Origin of the sequence: Nocardiopsis sp. N85, from assembly GCF_028882275.1 — a bacterium.
Classification (GTDB): domain Bacteria; phylum Actinomycetota; class Actinomycetes; order Streptosporangiales; family Streptosporangiaceae; genus Nocardiopsis; species Nocardiopsis lambiniae.
In genome coordinates, this window is record NZ_JARBUT010000001.1 from 439,712 (window position 1) to 458,573 (window position 18,862).

Here is an 18,862-nt window from a genome sequence, read left to right on the forward strand (position 1 = left end):
GGGGGCGGGAAAATCCCTGGCGGGCGGGATTCCCGCGATGGGACCATTCCGGGCATGGTGCACACCGAGATCATCCAGCGGACCCTGCGGGTCCCCCTCCCGGCGGCCGGGCCCGGCGACGGCACGGCCGCGGTGCGGCGGCTGGACGCCGCGCTGCTGTCCCTCGGGTTCGCGCTCACCGCGGACCTGCGCACCCACCTGGAGGGACTGGCCCCCGACGCGGTGCTGCGCACCGCGGCCCCCCTGCTCGCCGCCGTCCGCGAACTCGTCGGCGCCGCGGCCGAGCACAACGTGTACTTCACCGACTTCCCCGAGAACGTCCCCGACACCGTGGACTTCTGGCTGGAGTGCCTGGTCTCCGCGGTCACCGACCCGGCCCACCGGGACGCGGTGGTTTCGGACCCCGACGGCCTGGACCTGCTCTCCCTGCCCGCCTACGGACGCCTCCGGCACACCTACGCCGAGCTCGCGGCCGTCCGCGACGCCTTCGTCGCCGGGGCCGAGGACCGGTGGACCCTGTTGCACCTGGGCGGAACGTTGGAGGAGGAGACCCGCCGGCTCTACACCGACCTGGCCGGATCCACCGTGCCGCTCGCCGACGCCGACCGCGACCTGCTGGGCCGCCTGGCCGCCGCGTGCCCCGACCACGAGCCGCCCGCGATCCCCGTCCGGGAGAACCGCGCCGTGGTCAACGCCGCCCGCGTCCGAGCCGGGCTGTCGCCCGTGCTCGACACCGTCACGGACGTCCTGCGCCTGGCCCAGGCCCTGTCCGGCGGCGACCCCACCCTGGTGGAGCCCAAGCGCCTGCGCTCCTTCACCCGGCGCGAACGCCGCCTGCTGCTCACCGCGCTGGACGGCGTCGTCGCCGCCGACCCCGGCAAGCTGGCCGATGTGGGCCGCCGGGTCCAGGGCTGGAAGCGCCTGGGCGAGGGGCTGCACCCGCACGAGTACCCGGCGCTGGGCCACGCCCGCGACGTGTTCGCCGTGGCCCGGGGCGACAAGCGCGTGCGCACCCTCGCCGCCCGGGTGGAGGCCGCGTTCGGCGCCGGTGACGTCCCGGCCGCCGTCCACCTGCTGGCCGGGGCGCCCGGAACCCTGGTCCGGTCCCTGGACCGGATCATGGTCGCGGGCGGCCCCGCCGTCACCGGCCTGCTGGTCGAACACCTGAACGCGGTCGGCCACCGGGTGGCCGGCCGGGTGCTGGCCTCGGCCCGCGAACAGCTCGCCAACCGGAGCCTGCCCGGCTCGGTGCGGCTGTTCGCCAACGAGACCGCCCGCGGCTGGACGGTCGCGGACACCCGGCCGCCGCTGCCCGAGGCCGACACGGCCGCGGTGACCGCCGCCCTGGACGCGCTGATCGCCCGCCGCCTGCCCGACGTGGACCTGCTGCTGGTCGACCCGGCGGTGCGGGGCGTGGCGGTCCCGCGCTCGGGCCGTGGAACCTCGAAGGGGCTGGGGGTGCTGCCGCGCGGCAGCGTCACGGCGGTGGAGGGAGAGCGGCTGCGCTTCTTCGTGCACTGGGCCGACGGCCCGGACACCACTACCGACCTGGACCTGTCGGTGATGCTGCTCGGTGCGGACTTCGCCCCCGTCGGACAGGTCTCCTGGACCAACCTCCAGAGCACCGGGGTCGTGCACTCCGGCGACCTGGTGGAGGCCCCGGCGCCCGGCGGCGCCACCGAGATGATCGATCTGGAGCCCGCCGCGCTGGACCCGAAGGTGCGGTACGTGGTGCCCCAGGTGCTGGTGTACAGCGGCGACCGGTTCACCTTCCTGCCCGAGGCGTTCTTCGGCTACCTGTCGCTGGACACCGTGCAGCAGGGGATGCCGTTCGAGCCGCGCACCGTCCGGGTCCGCTCCGACCTGGAGGGGGAGTCGCGGGTACTGGTGCCGCTGGCTTTCGCCAAGGGGGAGGACGGGACCTGGTCGGCCCGCTGGACGCACCTGTTCCTGGCGGCGGACGAGCAGTTCAACCGGGTCGAGGAGACCGGGGTCCCGGGGAGCCTGCTGGCCCGGGGGGTGCTGTCGCGGCGGTACCTGACCGTCGGCGACCTGGTCGACCTGATGGCCGAACGCGGTGTCCGGGTGCGCGAGGCGGGTCCGCTCACGCAGGAGGAGGCGGAGGGGCTGCGTGTGGGTTACGTCGGCACGGAGCTCCCGGAGGGGCTGCCGGAGGGCGTGGAGGCGATCACCCTGCCGGCGCTGGCCTCGCTGCTCCCCGACACCGGTCCCGAACCCGAGCCGGTGTCCTGAAAACCCGGTGACATCCGGCCGCCCCGCTCGCTAACGTTGCGGACAGGGCGGCACCGCGACGACTTCCTTCTCGTAACTCTCACGGACCCAGTCGTCGCACTCTCCGCCCACGTAGTACCCGAGGCACCGGGGGTGCTTCCTTCTAACCCTCTTCGGAGGGCTCCGCTGCTAACGGTTCAGCGCTCCCACCCTCCTCATCGATACGGCGAAGGGCCGCACCCCGCGGGGTGCGGCCCTTCGCCGTATGCGTGTGGACTCACTCCCAGCCGAACTTCTGGGTCCAGGCGTTGCCGGACTCGCCGACACCGATCGCCTTCAGCCCGCAGTTGAGGATGTTGGCGCGGTGGCCCTCGCTGTTCATCCAGGCGTCCATCACCTGCGCGGCGCTGGTCTGCCCCTTGGCGACGTTCTCGGCCCCCCACGCGTCGTAGCCGTGGCGGGCGGCCCGCTCGCCGGGGCCCTCGCCATCGGGGTTCTGGTGGCTCATGTAGTTCCGCCGGTCCATGTCCTCGCTGTGCTCCTGCGCGGCGCCGGTGAGTCGCGAGTCCACGCGCAGTGAGGAGCAGCCGGCACCGGCGCGCTCGGCGTTGACCAGTCGCACGACCTCGTCGGTCACGGCCGAGGACGTCCCTCCGCCTCCGCCCCCGCCTCCGCCGGACCCGCCTTGGCCGCCGCCCGCGCTCTCGCCGCCACCGCCACCACCGCTACCGCCGTCACTCTCCTCACGGCCGTCGTCCTCCCGTTCCTCGGGCGAGGACGACGCGGTGACGTCGGCGCTCTGAGGTTCGTTGTCCCCGGCCGGCGAGGGCACCGGGATCGGTGCGTCATCGCCGGGCGTCACGAAGAAGTCGTCCTCTTCGGAGGCGTCCGGGGCGGGCGGGTCCGTGGAGACGGACGAGGTCGACCCGTCGGGCACCGCGGACCCGTCCGCGGTGTTGCGAAAGGGGTTCAGTTCCTCTCCGGTCCCCGTGACCAGCAGCGTTCCGGCCAGGGTCAACCCGAGGGGGACCGCCGCCAACGTGACGAAGAAGGGCACCGATCGCCTGCGCCGGGAGCGCCGGGTGCTCGTTCGTCGTGTGCCTCGACGACCACGCGCCATGATCGATCTCCTCTGGAAATGGACTGGAACGGGCGTTCTCGACCGCCCGAGTCGGGGTTCGTACCCTCGGGCGGCTTTGCGCTCGCCCATGGCAACGTGACTTCTCGTCGGCCGGGCGCCGGAAGGCCGCACGTCGGCGTGGCGACGCCGGTGGTGCCGCGGGGGAAAGGCGGCGGACCCGACGAGTGACGTCTAGCGCGTGAGAGTAGACCAAATATCTCGAAAAGGGAATCCAAAACGTAATCAACCTGGTCAAGGGGGTGCGCGTCCGGCGTATGTGGTCAGGTCGGGCGCGAGGACGGTCACCGGCATCCGCGACAATGGGGGAGTGAGCCTCTACCGTGACGAGGGCGTCGTCCTGCGCAACCAGAAGCTGGGCGAGGCCGATCGCATCATCACCCTCCTGACCCGACGCCACGGCCTCGTCCGGGCCGTGGGCAAGGGCGTGCGGCGTACCCGGTCGCGATTCGGCGCCCGGCTGGAACCCTGCACCCACGTCGACCTACAGCTCCACTCCGGGCGCACCTTGGACGTCGTCACCCAGGCCGAGACCGTGCGCGCCTACGGTGAGGCGATCGTCACCGACTACGCCCGCTACACGGCCGCCACCGCCATGCTGGAGACGGCCGAGAAGGTCGTCGCCGTCGAGAAGGACCCGGCCCTGCGCCAGTTCCTCCTGCTCCTCGGCGCGCTGCGTACCCTGGGTGAGGGCACCCACGACGCCCGGCTGGTCCTGGACGCCTACCTGCTGCGCTCCCTGGCGGTGGCCGGATACGCCCCGGCCCTGTCCGAGTGCGCCCGGTGCGGCGGCCGGGGGGAGCACCGTTCCTTCGCGATCCACGCCGGTGGAACGGTGTGCTCGGTGTGCCGCCCCCACGGCAGCGTGCACCCCTCACCCGACACGATCCGCCTCATGTCGTCACTGCTCGGCGGGGATTGGGCGGCCGCGGACGCCAGCGACCCGCAGCACCGGTCCGAGTGCAGCGGTCTGGTCGCGGCCTACCTACAGTGGCACCTGGAAAACGGAATCCGATCACTGCGCCATGTGGAGCGTTCTTGAGTCTGTTCAGCTTCGACACCGGTAACCGCCGGGAGTACACAGCGCCCGTCCCGCACCCGAGCGGGGTACGTCCGCCCGAACTCCCCGCCGACCTGGTGCCCCGACACGTGGCCGTGGTCATGGACGGCAACGGCCGTTGGGCCAAACAGCGCGGCCTGCCGCGCACCGACGGCCACAAGGCCGGCGAGGCGTCCCTCTTCGACGTCATCGAGGGTGCCCTGGAGATGGGCATCCCGAACCTGTCGGCGTACGCCTTCTCCACGGAGAACTGGAAGCGCTCCCCCGAGGAGGTGCGCTTCCTCATGGGCTTCAACCGCGACGTCATCCGCCGCCGCCGCGACGAGCTGCACGCGCGCGGGGTGCGGGTGACCTGGGCCGGTCGCTCCGGCATGCTCTGGAAGAGCGTCATCAAGGAGCTGCGGGACGCCGAGGAGATGACCCGCGACAACACCGCGCTCACCCTTCAGTTCTGCGTCAACTACGGCGGTCAGGCCGAGATCGTCGACGCCGTTCGCACCCTGGCCCGCAAGGCCGCCGCGGGTGAGATCTCCCCGGAGAAGATCACCGAGGAGACCCTCGCGCAGCACCTGTACTCGCCGGAGCTCCCCCCGGTGGACCTGTTCCTCCGTTCCTCGGGCGAGCAGCGGCTGTCCAACTTCCTCCTGTGGCAGTCCGCCTACGCGGAATTCGTCTTCCTGGACACGCTCTGGCCCGATTTCGACCGCCGCGACCTGTGGCGGGCCTGTGAGATCTACGCGCGCCGGGACCGCCGCTACGGCGGGGCCGAGCCCAACCCGGTGCCCAAGGAGGATGAGGAGTGATGGCGGTTCCCACGGAGGGGTCCCCGCTCCGGCCGGGCATGTCCCTGGTCTCGATCGGTGACAGCTTCACCGAGGGGGTCGGCGACCCCTACCCGGACGGTTCGGGCTTTCGCGGCTGGGCGGACCGGGTGGCCGAGCACCTGGCCGACCACCTGGGAGAGGTCCGGTACGCCAACCTGGCCGTGCGCGGCAAGCTGATGCGCCAGATCGTCACCGACCAGCTCCCGCCGGTCCTGGAGATGGGACCCGACCTGGTCACGCTCTGCGCCGGCGGCAACGACCTGTTGCGCCCGGCCGGTGACCCGGAGCGGATGGCGAAGATCCTGGAGCACACGGTGGCCCGGCTGCGCGAGCGCGGCTCACGGGTGGTGCTCTTCACCGGCGTGAACGTCGCCAACGGGTACATGCGCGGCACGATCGGCCTGTTCGCCCGTTACTACATGAACGTGCGCGCCATCGCCGACGCCCACGACTGCCTTCTGGTCGACCAGTGGTCGATGAAGGTGCTGACCGACTCCCGCGCCTGGGACGCCGACCGGTTGCACATGTCCCCGGAGGGCCACCGCCGACTGGCGCTGCGGGTCGCGGAGGTGATCGGCGTTCCGGTCGACGAACGTTGGGACGAGCCCTGGCCGGAGTCGGAGCCGATGGCACGGGCCCAGCTCCTGAGGGAGGACCTGACCTGGGTCAAGGAGTCTCTGGGACCGTGGATCGGACGTCGTCTGACCGGGCGTTCCTCGGGTGACACCATCACCGCCAAACGTCCCGAGCTGACCACGCTGACCAAGGACCGGTGAGCCTGTCCGAAGCCGCTCATGGTGTGACGTCCAACCCAAAAGTGGACGAATCAGCAACCTACTGTCGCGTAACCATGGCGCGGAGTTGCATGATCACTGACCATGAGCGGCTTTGGGACGAACGACCTCACCGACAGGGACATCCTGTCCTACGTGGCCCTCGGTGACAGTTTCACCGAGGGCATGAGCGACCCCTACCCCGACAGCGACACCGTGCCCAACGGTCGCTATCGCGGGTGGGCCGATCGCGTGGCCGAACACCTCACCGACCACGTCGGCGAGGTGCGCTACGCCAATCTCGCCGTGCGCGGCAGGCTCATCGGACAGATCCTCGAAGAGCAACTGCCCCGCGCCGTCGAGCTCTCCCCCGACCTCATCACCATCTGCGCCGGCGGCAACGACATCATCCGTCCCGGTTCGGACCCCGACGCGGTGGCCGCCCTCTTCGAGGAGGCGATCGCGGGGCTCGCGGGCACCGGCGCGCGCGTCGTCGTCTTCACCGGGTTCGACACCAACTGGCAGCCGGTCATGCGCCACCTGCGCGGCAAGATCGCCACCTACAACATGCACATGCGCGCCGTCGCCGACCGGTACGGCTGCGACGTGGTGGACGTGTGGAGCATGCGGATCCTCGACGATCCCCGCGCCTGGAACTGGGACCGACTCCACCTGTCCCCCGAAGGCCACCGCCGGTTGGCGCTGCGCGTGTGCGAGGTGCTCGGCGTCCCCCTCGAAGGCGACTGGAACGAGCCCTGGCCGCCTGCGGAGCCCCGGGCCTGGCGCGCCGCCCGCCAGGAGGACCTGTACTGGGCCCGGGAGTTCCTGATGCCGTGGATCCACCGCCGGCTGACCGGACGCTCCTCCGGAGACGACGTCAGCCCCAAGCGCCCGGCCCTGGAACCGCTGCGCCCCGACCACTGAGGGGCCGCGCCCCCAACGGATGATCGAGATGATCCGGCGGCGGGACCGCCGCCGGATCCCCGGTGGGGCGGCCCCGCCCGGCGGCCTCACCGGGATCGATCATCCTCCCGGCACACCCGCGCCGGGCCCTCTCAGGAGAGCCGGGAGCAGGAGGCGCAGGTACCGAAGATCTCCACGCTGTGGGTGACGTCGGTGAACCCGTGCGCCTCACCCATCTCCGCGGCCCAGCGTTCCACGGTCGGCCCCTCCACCTCGACGGCGGTGGAGCACACCCGGCACACCAGGTGGTGATGGTGACTCCCGCTGTCGCAGGCGCGGTAGACGGCCTCGCCGTCGTCGGTGCGCAGCACGTCGATCTCACCGGAATCGCTCAACGCCTGTAGGGCGCGGTAGACGGTGGTCAGCCCGATCTTGGAACCGTCGGCGCGCAGGTCCGCGTACAGATCCTGGGCACTGCGGAAACCGGCGGACGCGTTCAGCGCCTGACGGACCGCCTCACGTCGTGTCGTACTCATCGGCTCACCCTCCCTCGGTCGCTCTCGGGCATCGTACCGACCGCGCCGGCCATCACGGGGGGCCGGGCGCCCGCGGCCCTGCGGCCGGAGGCGCGGCGCAGCACGCCGCCCACCCCCACGGCCACCACGAAGACGGCCAGTGCCAGCAGCACGATCGTGGCGCCCGGGGCCAGATCGACCTGGGCCGCGACACTCAGACCGCCCAACGAGGACAGCAGTCCGATCACCACGGCCAGCGCCATCGTCACCCGGAAGCTGCGGGTGAGCTGCTGGGCGGCGACCACCGGCACGATCATGAGGGCGCTCACCATGAGCAATCCCACCACGCGCATCGCGATCACCACGGTCAACGCCGCGGTGACGGCGAGCAGGACGCTCAGGAAACGCACCGGCAACCCGTGCGCCCTGGCCACGTCCTCGTCCTGGCACAGGACGAACAGCTCACGGCCGAACACGGCCACGACGGCGGCCACACCCAGCGCGAGCACCGCCACCACCCACAGGTCCTCCTCGCCCACGGTGCTCACCGAACCGAACAGGAATCCGGTCAGGGTGGAGTTGTTCGCGCCGGGGGTCAAACCGATGAGGAGCACACCGCCCGCGATGCCCCCGTAGAACAGCAGGGCCAGGGCCGCGTCCCCCGTGGTGCGGGTGCGCACCCGCATCACCTCGATGAGCACGGCGCCGACCATCGACACCAGCGCGGCGGTGAGCACCGGAGAGGTGCCGGTGAGCAGGCCCAGGGCCACCCCGGTCAGGGCGACGTGCCCGATCCCGTCGCCCAGCAGCGCCAACCGCCGTTGGACGAGGTACGTACCGATGACCGGGGCGATCAGGCCGACCAGTACCGCGGCCACCAGGGCCCGCCGCATGAATTCGTACTGGAGCAGGTCAATCACGGCCGGGTACCTCAAGTCTCATCAGGTCCGCGGGGGAGGGCCGCTCGGCGGCCCGCGGGTCGGGGTCGTTGGGGTCGGGGTGGGGGTGCTGGTGCTCGTGGCCGGGGCGGGCGCACTCGCCGGTCGGCAGGAGCGGGGCGCCATCGTGCACGATCCGGCCCGACTCCAGGGCCACGGTGCGCTCGATGACCTCCTCCAACGGCCCCAGTTCGTGCAGGACCAGGATGACGGTGGCGTCCCGTTCGCGCAGGCGGGCGATGATACGGGCGAGCGCGCGCTGGTTCTCGGCGTCGACTCCGGCCATGGGCTCGTCCATGACGAAGGTGTCGGGACGCCCGGCCAGGGCGCGGGCGATGAGCACGCGCTGCTGCTGGCCGCCCGAGAGCTCTCGCACCGAGGCCTTGGCCAGATCGGTCAGATCGACGGCGGCCAGCGCCTCGTCGACGGCGGCCCGGTCGGCCCGGGTGGGCAGGGAGAACCGTCGGCGCGCGGCGACCTGCCCGGAGGAGACGATCTCGCGCACCGTGGCGGGCACGGCCCCGCCCGCGGTGAGGCGCTGGGGGACGTAACCGATCCGACGCCAGTCGCGGAACCGGGACAGCGGCGTGCCGTGGACGCGGATCCCACCTGAGGTGAGGGGCACGATGCCGAGCATCGCGCGCACGAGCGTGGACTTGCCCGATCCGTTCGGCCCCAGGAGGGCGACGGTCCGGCCCCGGGGTATCCCGACGTTCACCCCGTCCAGGACGGGGACACCGTCGTAGGCGACGCGGGCGTCGGTGACCTCGAAGGCGGGTGGGACGTCGGCGTCCTCGATCTGGGCGTGCACGACCTCATTATCACGAAAACGAAAATGATTGTCAAAACTCTCGGGTTTCGTGTGCGACCGGCTCAAAAACCCAGGAAACGTGCCACGGCGAGCACCGTGATCACGACCACCACCAACACCCGGGGGACCCGCCGGCGCGGGTCCATGCCGGGCCAGGCCAGATACGCCAGCCAGGCCAGGAAGAGCGCCACCGGCGTCAGGCACAACGCACCCGCCACCCCGGGCGCCAGCAGGCCGGTGACGAACAACACCCCCAGGATCAGGGGGGAGAACCAGCGCGGCGCCCGGTGCAGCCACACCAGGGGCACCGCGCTGCGCCGCTCCACGGCGCGCCGCAGCGGGCCCGCGCCCGGGGTGTACAGGGATTCACCAGGGGGGAGGGGGCGCCCCCCGTCCTCGCTCGACTGTTCGCCACCGTGCAGGGGAGGGGTCATGGGCGTCCGTTCCGCTCCTGGGGGTCGTCACCGTACCGACGGCCGGGGCGGGTGAGCCGTTCGCCGTCGTCACACGACCGATACCCGCACGGAGCGACCGCACCCCGAGCCTGTGATACTTGTGGATCGAAACCCTAACGCAGGGTCCGGGCGCGCCGCCGATGTCGACTCAGACCGGCCCCGCGCCCTCCCCATCCCCCGGAGTGGGCCTCTCCACAGAGAGATCGCTCACCAAGGGTGAGAATATGAATACGAAAAGTCTTCACCGCCGTGTCGTCCACGCGTGAACCGCGCCTGTCGGGTCCCGCGCGTCGTCCGCGGCCGCGAACCCTCCGGAGGGTGTCAACTTCCGTGCCCGAACCGACAGTCGTCGTGACGTTCGACGTCACCGAACCCCATCTGCAGCACTGCCTCGACTCCTTGGCCCGTCAGGACGGGACACCGGGGAGCCGGGCTTCCGCGTCCGACGAGGACGGCGGGATCGAGGTCGTCCTCGTTCCCATCCGCACCGCCCCCGAGACCATGGTCGAACGGCCGGAGGGCGGCGACGCCGACCTCGGCCCCGAGGACGCCCTCGAAGAGGAGGAGGCCGAGGCCGAAGCGGGCTCCACCACCCCGCAGGGAGAAGAGAACGACCAGGGGGACGAGGCCGTCGCCGAGTCGGAGGACGCCGTCGCCGTCGCCGCCGCCTTCGCCTCCGCGCCCCCCGCCGGGCTCACCGTCACCCTCCTGCCCGGAGACCCCGCCCCGGACGCCCCCACCGCCCGGGCCCGCGGCGCGGCCGCGGCCCACGGCACCCATCTGCTCTTCCTCGAAGGCTCGGACGCCCTCACCGGCTACGCGCTGTCCTACCTCACGCGCGGCGCCCTCGACAGCCGCTCCGACCTCGTCGTCGGCAACGTGTACATGTTCGACGAACTCGGTGCCGCCCCCTCCAAACGGCACCGTGGATACTGCGGCCGCCCGCGCCTGGCCGAGGATCCCCGGAACATCCCCGGCCTGGTCTCGGACGGGACCCTGGGCAACAGGCTCTGGAGCCGCGAACTCTGGGACTCGCTCACCGACCACGGCCTGCACCCCGACGACGCCGACCTCGGGCTGCGCCGTGCCGTCCTGTCCGCCCGCACCGTGGACGTCCTGCCCGGACCGGTCCTGCTCATGCGCCGCCGCGAACGGACCGCGCTGCCCCTGGACGAGGAGACGCTCACCCGCCGTCTCACGGCCATGACCCGCCTCTCCGAGGACCTGGCCGCCCACGACCGCCGGCTGTGGGACACCACCCTCCTCCAGGGTGAGCTGCGCCGGCTCCTGATGCGGCTCGACGACGCCGACGAGGCGATCCGCGTCACCGCGATCGGTCTCCTCGCCACCTACCTCGACCACGTCCCGGCACGCCTGATCCACGACCTGGGCGTGCTGGACCGCCTCCTGTACCACCTGGTCCGCGAACACCGCGTCGAGGACGTGCTGGAGGTGGCCACCTTCGCCAAGAGCGTCGAGCTCAAGAAGGCCACCCTGGTCCGACGCGGGTTCGGCTACTACATCCGCTACCCCTTCTTCGAATCCGACGACCCGGCCAAGGCCGTCCCCCGCGAGATCTACCGGATCGACGAGGACGTCAAGGTCCGCCAGAAGACCGAGGAGATCTCCTGGGAGGACGGCCGCCTGCACATCCGCGGCCGCCTGGGCATCCGCCACCTGCGGGCCCACCGCCGCTGGCACCAGCACGTCACCGCCTTCGCCGTACGCTCCGACGGCCGCCGCCGGGTCCGTCTGCCCGTACGGATCCGGCTCGCCGCCGAGTACCGGCTGCCCGACGTCCTCGACGCCGCCCGTCACGACTACGGCGGCTTCACCGTCATCGTGGACCCCCGTCGGCTGCGCGACTCCGGCCGCTGGGACGCCTCGGACTGGAGGATCGAGCTGTCCGTCCTCAACCGGGGCATCAACCGGCGACGGATCGTCTCCAACCCGGTCCCCGGTCCGGCCAAGCGACCCGGCTACCGGCAGGTCGACGAGGACGTGTGGATCCGTCCGTACTGGAACCGGGACCAACAGCTGGTCATCGGTATCGAGCCCTGCCGGGCCCGGATCACCGCACACCGCTTCGACGACCGCGGCGGCGCACTGGAGATCCGCGGTGAAGCGCTCTCCGCCCCCGCCACCGAGGCCACCGAACTGCTGCTGACCCGCCGACCGGGCACCGCCGTGCTCTCCCTGCCGCTCACCGTCGAGGGCGGCCGCTTCGAGAGTCGGATCGCGGCCTCGGAGCTGTTCGCGCACAGTGTCACCGAATGCGGCGGCGTCATCCGCCAGGAGGAGTGGGACGTCCACCTGGTCGGCCCGGACGGGTCGCCCCTCGCCCCGGTCCTGCCGGACGACGTCGCCCCTGCCGCCTACGCCGACGAGAGCGGCCATCGGGAGCTGGCCGTGCTCCGCTCGGTCACCGGACACCTGAGGCTGCGTGCCGGTCACGCCCGCCCCTCCGTCGAGGAGGCCCGTTGGGAGGGACGCCACCTGCTGCTGTCCGGTGCCTTCCGGGCCGCCGCCGACCTCGCCCTGGTCGCCAAGGCGCGCGGCCGTGACGAGGAGCACGCGCTGACCGTGGAGCGTTCGGGAGACCGTTTCACCGCCCGGTTCGCCCCCGCCGACATCCGGACCCTGTCCGGTGACCTGTCCCTGTCCGCCGGCGCCTACCAGCTGTGGGCGCGCGTGGGATCCGAGGACTCCGCGGAGGCGGTCGACGTCGGCGTGGAGTTCGCCGAGGCCCTCCTCGCCGCGCTGCCCCTGGCGATGCAGACCTCCGAGCGCTCCTACACCCTCTCCTACCAGGGAAGGGGCATCCCGGTCCTCCAGGTGGGCAGCGATCTGCGCCCCGCGGAACAGGGCACGTTCGCCCAGCGCGAGCTGCGCGAGCGCTTCTACCCCGCCCAGCGCCTCGAACCGATCGTCGACGGCGTCCTCTTCGACACCTACACCGGCCGCCAGTACTCCGACAGTCCGCAGAGCATCTACGCCGAGCTGCGTCGCCGGGGGAGTTGGGCCGACCGCCCCATGTCGTGGCTGGTCGCCGACGGTCAGGTGAGCCTGCCCGACGATCTCACCCGCGTCCGGCACCGGGGCCGGGAGTACTACGAGGGCCTGGCCCGCACCCGGTACCTGGTCACCAACTCCCGCCAGCCGGCGTGGTTCCATCGCCACCCCGACCAGACCGTCGTCCAGACCTGGCACGGATCGATGCTCAAGCGCATCGGATTCGACGTGGAGAACATCCGCGGCAAGTCCCGGGACTACTTCGACAAACTGGCCTGGGAGACCCGGCAGTGGGACTACCTGGTGTCCCCGAGCCCGTGGGCGACCCCCATCCTGCGCAGCGCCTTCCGGTTCGAGGGCGAGGTCCTGGAGACCGGTTACCCGCGCAACGACGTGTTCTTCGCGCCGGAACGGGACGCCATCGCCGAACGCACCCGCGCCCGGCTCGGCCTGCCCGGCGACAAGAAGGTGGTGCTGTACGCGCCGACCTGGCGCGACGACAAGTACTACACGCGCGGCAAGCACAAGCTGGATCTGCACCTGGACCTGCAACGCATGTACGACGAACTCGGCAAGGACCACGTGCTGCTGGTGCGCCGCCACCCGCGCGTGGTGGACAGCGTGCCCATCGTCGGCCGGGACTTCGTGTACGACGTGTCGCTGTACCCGGAGATCATGGAGCTGTTCCTGATCACCGACGTCCTCATCACCGACTACTCGTCGATGATGTTCGACTTCGCCAACACCGGCCGGCCCATGCTCTTCTTCACCTACGACCTTGAGGGCTACCGGGACAACCTGCGCGGGTTCTACTTCGACTTCGAGTCGACCGCGCCCGGGCCGCTGCTGATGGAGTCCGACCAGGTCATCGACGCCCTGCGCGGTATCGACGACGTCGCCCGCGACAACCGGGACGCCTATCGCGAGTTCGTGGAGCGGTTCTGCCCGCTGGACGACGGCGGCGCCGCCCGCCGGGTCGTCGACCGGGTCTTCGGCACGGACTGACGGACCGACGGACCGACCGGGGCGGCGGGCGCACGCCCGCCGCCCCGGTCTGATTCGTCCCGGTCAGGTGTCGTCGGTCGGGTCGTCGAGGACCGAGCGCCGCCACGCCAGGAATTCGCCCTGGCGGCGGACGGCGTTCTTCTCCTCCTCGGTGAGATCGTCCGGGATGGGGTCGTCGGCCGGGCCGTAGCCGGGCTCGTCCATGTCCTACTCCGCGATGTCGGTCGCTTCGGTGGTGTGGCGGCGGGCCAACAGGTCCCGCAGGGTGGCGTGGTCGGGTGCGGCCAGGCGCTCGTGCGGGTTCGGTCCGGTCCAACCGAGGGGCCGGTAGGCGACCACCTCCGTCCCGCCGTCGGAGGTGGGCTCCAAGGTGAGGGTCCAGCGGCCGTGGATGAGGTCGTCCAGCATCCGCACCCTCGGGTCCGGGGGCGTGGGTTCGGTGGTCACAGAACCTCCAGGGGGCTGCGCCAGACCAGCGGGAGGGGGTGGGGGTCGCGTCCGGAGGTGACCGCGACCCGGGTGGTGCATCCATGCGTGGCCGCGTACACCGCGTGGCCCTCCAGGGTCGGCCCGAGGTAGCGCAGCGGAACGTTGTGGTCGTGCGCCCAGAACCCGAGGGCCTGGAGGGAGGAGAACTCGCGGATGTCGCAGATGCGCCGCATCAGGCCGCCCTCCCCAGGTCCCACTTCAGGATGCGGGCGGCGGCCATGGCGTCCTTCCACGAACCGTCGCGGTCGGCGATCAGGTGGTCGGTGTTCCGGAACGCTGCCGTGCGCGCCCGCAACCGCGCCGCCGCCCTGCTCTTGGCCGTGGGGGACCCCGCCCTGCTCTCGGCCGTGGGGGACCCCGGCCGGGTACGGGAGCGGGTGCCCTCGCGCAGGGCCTGGATACGCGGCCGGGACGCCAGGGCGGCGGTGAATCCCGAGCCGGGCACCGACTCCCCGGCCGGGAGCGGCACCGAGACCGGGACGTCCACCGGGTTCATGGCCGGGAGCGAGGCTGCGGTCGGGGTGGCCGAGGGCTTCGGCCGCAGGTCCGGGCTGGTGCGGGGCTCCGCAACCCGGGGCCGGGTGGAGGCCGTGTTGTCGGTCTGCTCGGGAACCGGGAGCGAGGGCGCCCCCGGCGTCGGGGTGTTCCGGGAGATCCACTGCCGCACCACCAGGGCGAGCGGGACCATGTCGCGTCCCGGGTGGGTGACGTACAGGCGGGCCCGGGCCGCGCGGCGGGGCCGCCGCCATCGGAGGGCCTCGGAGGCCGGCCGGCGGACGGCCACGAGTTCGGAGCGGTTCAGGTAGCGGTATCGCGCCATACGCGCACACCTCCGGTCAGGGTGCCGGATGGGAAGCCCGGCTGCTTCTGTCGTACCTCCATGTTCGTGGCCACCATAGAAATTTGCAAGCCCCAAGTTTTAGTATTGCCATGCAAGTTTCTCGATGGCTCCCAGGTAATGATGCGAGGTGCGTTAAATGTCTGACTCCAGCAAGGTCGGCATAGGATCAGGGCACGATTCGGGACCTCCGAGGAAGGACTTCGCCTTGGTCAGCCCGACCCTGCGTCGGCGTCGCCTCAGCCGCCTCCTGTTCCAGCAGCGCGAACAAGCCGGACTCACCGCAAGAGCCGTCGCGGCGGAAGCCAAGCGGCGCAGCGGCAAAGCGCGCGGGTGGTCAGAGTCCAAGATCAACCGCTTGGAGACCGGCGACTGGAAGCGGCTCTCCGTCGATGACGTCCACCTGCTCCTCGACATCTACGGTGTGACAAGTCCGTCAGAGCGCCTGGCCTATGCGGGACTGGTCAAGGAAGCCAGCCAAAAGGGCTGGTGGGCCACCTACGAGAACGTCCTGGGCACCGGCCAGCTCATCGGCCTGGAAGCAGAGGCGTCTTCCATCCGCTCCTACCAGTCGATGACCATCCCCGGGCTCTTGCAGACCGAGTCCTACGCGCGGGCCATGGCGGTCGCGAGCGCCATGGGCGAAACGGACGATGTGGACCGTCGGGTAGAGGCGCGCATGCTCCGCAAAGCCGTTTTCAGCCGAGCCAACCCACCCGCGTTCTGGACCGTCATCGACGAGGCGGCGCTCCTTCACATCACACCGGAGCTGCGTGACCAGTTGGAGTACCTTGTCGAGGTCGGCCACCGCCCGAACGTCGGCATCCAGGTTCTCCCGGTCGCACACGGTCCACACGCCGCTATGACGGGCCACTTCGTCATCATGGAGTTCCCGATGCCGGACCCGCCGCTCGTGTACCTGGAAGCCGTGTCCGAAGAGCTCTACCTGGAGTCCGAAGAGCGAGTTCGCCAGTACAAGCGCCGGTTCGACTTCGTGCAGGCATCCGCCTTGTCCGTGGAAGAGTCACGTGAGCTGATCCGCACCCGACTGTCAGCCCTCTGAGAAAGCAACCATGCCTGAAGCATCCCACCTCATGACGTTCCGCAAGAGCAGCTACAGCGGCGGTCAGACTCAGGACTGCGTCGAAGTCGCCGACCTCCCGTCTGCTGCCGCCCTGCGCGATTCCAAGCATCCCGAGGCTGGTCACCTGACCTTTGAGGCCGTCGAGTGGACCGCTCTGCTGAAGGCCACCATCCGCGGCTGACCTCGCACAGGACGAAGGCCTCGGTCACACGGACCGGGGCCTCGCCCATGCCTGCCAGAAGCATGATCCCGCGCTCACCGCATCCCGGAGGGACCGGGCGGGGAAGGTTCTGCGACCCGGTGGCCCCATGAGGACAGGGCGGCCGGGAGCGGGGGACGACACAGGCTGAAAGCCCTTATCCCCTTACCTTCCGCAAGTCCTCGTGCAACACGACCGCGCAGGAATGTGTCGAGGTCGCGGACCTGCCCACCAGTGGGGCCGCCGTCCGCGACACCCGGAACCGGGAGGCCGGGCACCTCGCCTTCACCGCGCCCGTCGAGTGGCTCGCTCTGCTCAAGGCCCCCATTCGCTGGTGATCTCGCACAAGACGAAGGTGCGGGACGGTAAAGATGAGGTCTCCGCCCCGCTTTCGGCGGTGGGCGGTCAGCGATCTCGCTGAAGGAGGACGCGGTGGTGATTCCCCCGGCAGAACACACGAAGAGGTGAGCGGTACTGTTCGAGCGAGCTTTCTGGCACCCAGGCGGAACCGGAGAAACGACGTGGCGACATCACCAGACGGTGCCCACGGGCATGAGACCGTATTTGCGAGCCTGGACGGTGTGAGACTGCACGGAACCTTCACCGCTCCCCGCAACACGCCCCCTGCCCGTGTGGCGGTCCTGGTCCACGGCGGCGGTGTCACCCGGGAGGAGGGCGGGTTCTTCGCCCGGATGGCCGACGGGCTCGCGGCCACAGGCACGGCTTCGCTTCGATTCGATCTGCGTGGTCACGGCACCAGCCAGGGAGACCAACGAGACCTCACCCTCTCCGGAGTCGTCAATGACATCCGTGCCGCGGTCGATCACGCCCGCGAGTTGGCGTCGTCTGCCGGTGGGCGCGTCGTTGTGCTCGGCGCGAGCTTCAGCGGCGGGTTGTGCGCCTACTACGCCGCCCACCACTCCGCAGCGGTCGACTCGCTCGTCCTGGTGAACCCGTTGATCGAGTACAAGAAGCGGTTCATCGACGACAAGCCGTACTGGGAGAACGACCGCATCGCACCGCAGGAGGGCGCGGCCCTGCTGCGCGACGGGTTCCTCGCCCACTCGGCGACGTTCAAGCTCGGCCGGGCCCTGCTCAACGAGGTGTTCTACGTACGCCCTGACCATGCGTTGGGTGATGTGCGGTGCCCGACGCTGATCGTGCACGGCACCGCCGACACCTTCATCCCCGTGGACAGCTCCCGGCGTGCGGCGGCACAGATCTCCGGCCCGGTCCGCTTGTGGGAGATCGATGGCGCCCAGCACGGCATCGCGGTGCACGACGATCCCACCTATGCCGAGCCCCGGACACAGCGGTGGCAGGCCGAGGTGATCGAAGGGGTCCGCACGTGGATCACCGGGCAGCGAGGGTGAGTTCTTGGACGGTGTCGCGCACCACCGAGCGGTTGCGCCACGGCCTCAGCCGCTCGGGCAGCCGGGCCAGCTCGGCCACCGTGCGCTTGGATCCGACCTCCTGCGCCACGGGTAGGGCCTTCAGCGCGGCCTCGCACGCCTTCTCCGGATATCCCGCGTCGACCAGGGCCAAGGCATGCAGGGAGCTGAGGTAGGCGTGGTCGCGGTGGGAGAAGGCCTGGGGGTTCAGGTGCTCCGCGTACAGGTCGACTGCGTGTGCCGCCCGGCCGGCCTCGGCGTGGCACAGCGCCGCCTGGAGGGCGAACAGAGATCGCCCGTAGTGTTGTGACAGTGACCCGGATCCATCGCTGGAGGCCAGCAGGCCCGCCGCCCGGTCCAGGGTTCGGGAGATCCTGCTGACCGGTTGGCCCACCAGGGCTTGGCCCCGTGCTTGCTGTTGCAGGGCTTCGGCCCGCACGTGTGCAGGCAGACCCCAACGGCGGTCCAGGACCGTGGTGGACAAGGTGATCATGGTGGCCCCGTCGCGGGTGTCCCAGGCCGCTTGGGCGCGTCGCAGGAGAACGTAGGCCTCCAACGTCGGCTCCTCCGACTGCCGGGCCCAGGCGATGGCCTGGTCGCGCCACTGTTCGGCTGCTCCGGGGTGGCCGAGGTCCCGGTAGAACCACGCCGCCAGCTCGGCCCCCCGAACGCCCACACGCAACAGGGGTATGCGGTGTGCGGGGCGCGCCTGGCGACCGGTGTCGGTGATCACGGCCAGGACGCCCAACACCCCGGGCAGTGCCGATCCGGGACCGTAGAGCCCGTCATCGGCCGCGGCCGCATCCAGGGCGCGGTCGCAGTACTCCAGGGTGCTTTCTCCCACGCGATGGCGCGCGTCCTGGATCACGTCCAGGATCCTGCGCAGGTCGTGGGATCCGATCACCGGGAGCGCCAGAGCGGTCGCGGCCAGGGCTCCGCCACCTGCCAGAACGGTGCGACGGTTCGGGGTGCGCAACCGCTGGTGGAGCAGCGCTTCCAGCTGATCACGGGTGATATGCAGGGCTTGGGCGAGGGCAGTGCGTTGCCCCGGGTGGGGGGTGGTGATCCCGGACTCCCAGCGGGCCACGGTGGACCGGTCCACACCCAAGACCGCGGCCAGACCTTCCTGGGAGTGCCCGGCCGCCTTGCGCTGCCGGGCCAGGGCCTCACGCCTGGACGTCATCGAATCGCTCCA

The 18,862-nt window shown here is 71.0% G+C and carries 19 protein-coding genes and 1 pseudogene; 10 read left to right on the forward strand and 10 right to left on the reverse strand.

The annotated features are described in order from the left end of the window. The first annotated feature begins 54 nt into the window (after positions 1 to 54). Positions 55 to 2,253, forward strand: a complete 2,199-nt coding sequence (locus PWG71_RS01765) for a hypothetical protein (protein ID WP_274807670.1) — start codon at positions 55 to 57, stop codon at positions 2,251 to 2,253. Between the two features lie 256 nt (positions 2,254 to 2,509). Here PWG71_RS01765 and PWG71_RS01770 read toward each other — a convergent pair whose 3' ends face one another. After that, positions 2,510 to 3,352, reverse strand: a complete 843-nt coding sequence (locus tag PWG71_RS01770) for a CAP domain-containing protein (protein ID WP_274807671.1) — start codon at positions 3,350 to 3,352, stop codon at positions 2,510 to 2,512. Between the two features lie 328 nt (positions 3,353 to 3,680). On the opposite strand from PWG71_RS01770, the gene recO reads away from it, so the two are divergent. The 4 genes from recO to PWG71_RS01790 all read left to right on the forward strand — a co-directional run bounded on the left by recO (position 3,681) and on the right by PWG71_RS01790 (position 6,951). After that, positions 3,681 to 4,412 (forward strand): DNA repair protein RecO, encoded by a 732-nt coding sequence (gene recO, locus PWG71_RS01775; RefSeq protein WP_274807672.1) that lies wholly within the window; start codon positions 3,681 to 3,683, stop codon positions 4,410 to 4,412. Then, positions 4,409 to 5,233, forward strand: a complete 825-nt coding sequence (locus tag PWG71_RS01780; RefSeq protein ID WP_274807673.1) for an isoprenyl transferase — start codon at positions 4,409 to 4,411, stop codon at positions 5,231 to 5,233. The genes recO and PWG71_RS01780 overlap by 4 nt, the downstream gene beginning before the upstream one ends. Beyond that, entirely contained in the window at positions 5,233 to 6,030 is a 798-nt protein-coding gene (locus PWG71_RS01785) for an SGNH/GDSL hydrolase family protein (RefSeq protein WP_274807674.1), read from the forward strand. The genes PWG71_RS01780 and PWG71_RS01785 overlap by 1 nt, the downstream gene beginning before the upstream one ends. Before the next feature lie 102 nt (positions 6,031 to 6,132). Beyond that, positions 6,133 to 6,951, forward strand: coding sequence for an SGNH/GDSL hydrolase family protein (locus PWG71_RS01790; protein WP_274807675.1), 819 nt, complete (start codon positions 6,133 to 6,135; stop codon positions 6,949 to 6,951). A gap of 131 nt (positions 6,952 to 7,082) precedes the next feature. Here the strand turns inward: PWG71_RS01790 and PWG71_RS01795 are convergent, their stop codons facing one another. The 4 genes from PWG71_RS01795 to PWG71_RS01810 form a co-directional block, all read right to left on the reverse strand. Then, complete coding sequence (locus PWG71_RS01795; RefSeq protein ID WP_274807676.1) at positions 7,083 to 7,466, reverse strand: Fur family transcriptional regulator; 384 nt, start codon at positions 7,464 to 7,466, stop codon at positions 7,083 to 7,085. Then, positions 7,463 to 8,365, reverse strand: a complete 903-nt coding sequence (locus tag PWG71_RS01800; RefSeq protein WP_274807677.1) for a metal ABC transporter permease — start codon at positions 8,363 to 8,365, stop codon at positions 7,463 to 7,465. The genes PWG71_RS01795 and PWG71_RS01800 overlap by 4 nt, the downstream gene beginning before the upstream one ends. Further along, a complete protein-coding gene (locus PWG71_RS01805; RefSeq protein ID WP_274807678.1) occupies positions 8,358 to 9,194 on the reverse strand; it encodes a metal ABC transporter ATP-binding protein in 837 nt (278 codons plus the stop codon). The genes PWG71_RS01800 and PWG71_RS01805 overlap by 8 nt, the downstream gene beginning before the upstream one ends. Before the next feature lie 62 nt (positions 9,195 to 9,256). After that, positions 9,257 to 9,628, reverse strand: a complete 372-nt coding sequence (locus tag PWG71_RS01810; RefSeq protein WP_274807679.1) for a DUF6703 family protein — start codon at positions 9,626 to 9,628, stop codon at positions 9,257 to 9,259. A gap of 351 nt (positions 9,629 to 9,979) precedes the next feature. On the opposite strand from PWG71_RS01810, the gene PWG71_RS01815 reads away from it, so the two are divergent. After that, positions 9,980 to 13,666 (forward strand): CDP-glycerol glycerophosphotransferase family protein, encoded by a 3,687-nt coding sequence (locus tag PWG71_RS01815; RefSeq protein WP_274807680.1) that lies wholly within the window; start codon positions 9,980 to 9,982, stop codon positions 13,664 to 13,666. A gap of 63 nt (positions 13,667 to 13,729) precedes the next feature. Here the strand turns inward: PWG71_RS01815 and PWG71_RS01820 are convergent, their stop codons facing one another. Genes PWG71_RS01820 through PWG71_RS01835 form a run of 4 tightly spaced genes read right to left on the reverse strand, consistent with a single transcriptional unit; the run spans position 13,730 to position 14,975 of the window. Then, positions 13,730 to 13,870, reverse strand: coding sequence for a hypothetical protein (locus PWG71_RS01820; protein ID WP_274807681.1), 141 nt, complete (start codon positions 13,868 to 13,870; stop codon positions 13,730 to 13,732). A gap of 3 nt (positions 13,871 to 13,873) precedes the next feature. After that, positions 13,874 to 14,113 (reverse strand): hypothetical protein, encoded by a 240-nt coding sequence (locus PWG71_RS01825; protein WP_274807682.1) that lies wholly within the window; start codon positions 14,111 to 14,113, stop codon positions 13,874 to 13,876. Further along, complete coding sequence (locus PWG71_RS01830; protein WP_274807683.1) at positions 14,110 to 14,328, reverse strand: hypothetical protein; 219 nt, start codon at positions 14,326 to 14,328, stop codon at positions 14,110 to 14,112. Before PWG71_RS01830 ends, PWG71_RS01825 begins: the two co-directional genes overlap by 4 nt. Then, entirely contained in the window at positions 14,328 to 14,975 is a 648-nt protein-coding gene (locus PWG71_RS01835) for a hypothetical protein (RefSeq protein WP_274807684.1), read from the reverse strand. Before PWG71_RS01835 ends, PWG71_RS01830 begins: the two co-directional genes overlap by 1 nt. Positions 14,976 to 15,201: 226 nt before the next feature. On the opposite strand from PWG71_RS01835, the gene PWG71_RS01840 reads away from it, so the two are divergent. The 4 genes and pseudogenes from PWG71_RS01840 to PWG71_RS01855 all read left to right on the forward strand — a co-directional run bounded on the left by PWG71_RS01840 (position 15,202) and on the right by PWG71_RS01855 (position 17,649). Further along, the gene (locus tag PWG71_RS01840; RefSeq protein WP_274807685.1) at positions 15,202 to 16,056 is read left to right on the forward strand and encodes a helix-turn-helix domain-containing protein; all 855 of its coding nucleotides are present in this window, start codon (positions 15,202 to 15,204) and stop codon (positions 16,054 to 16,056) included. Positions 16,057 to 16,066: 10 nt separating this feature from the next. Beyond that, the gene (locus PWG71_RS01845; protein ID WP_274807686.1) at positions 16,067 to 16,258 is read left to right on the forward strand and encodes a DUF397 domain-containing protein; all 192 of its coding nucleotides are present in this window, start codon (positions 16,067 to 16,069) and stop codon (positions 16,256 to 16,258) included. A gap of 197 nt (positions 16,259 to 16,455) precedes the next feature. Further along, a pseudogene (locus PWG71_RS01850) lies at positions 16,456 to 16,614 on the forward strand (DUF397 domain-containing protein); the annotation flags it as partial. Between the two features lie 243 nt (positions 16,615 to 16,857). Then, on the forward strand, positions 16,858 to 17,649 hold the full coding sequence (locus PWG71_RS01855) for an alpha/beta hydrolase family protein (protein ID WP_274807687.1): 792 nt from the start codon (positions 16,858 to 16,860) through the stop codon (positions 17,647 to 17,649). On the opposite strand, the gene PWG71_RS01860 is transcribed toward PWG71_RS01855, so the two are convergent. Continuing rightward, complete coding sequence (locus PWG71_RS01860; protein ID WP_274807688.1) at positions 17,630 to 18,850, reverse strand: helix-turn-helix domain-containing protein; 1,221 nt, start codon at positions 18,848 to 18,850, stop codon at positions 17,630 to 17,632. The two genes, PWG71_RS01855 and PWG71_RS01860, sit on opposite strands and share 20 nt — an antisense overlap. Between the last annotated feature and the right edge of the window lie 12 nt (positions 18,851 to 18,862).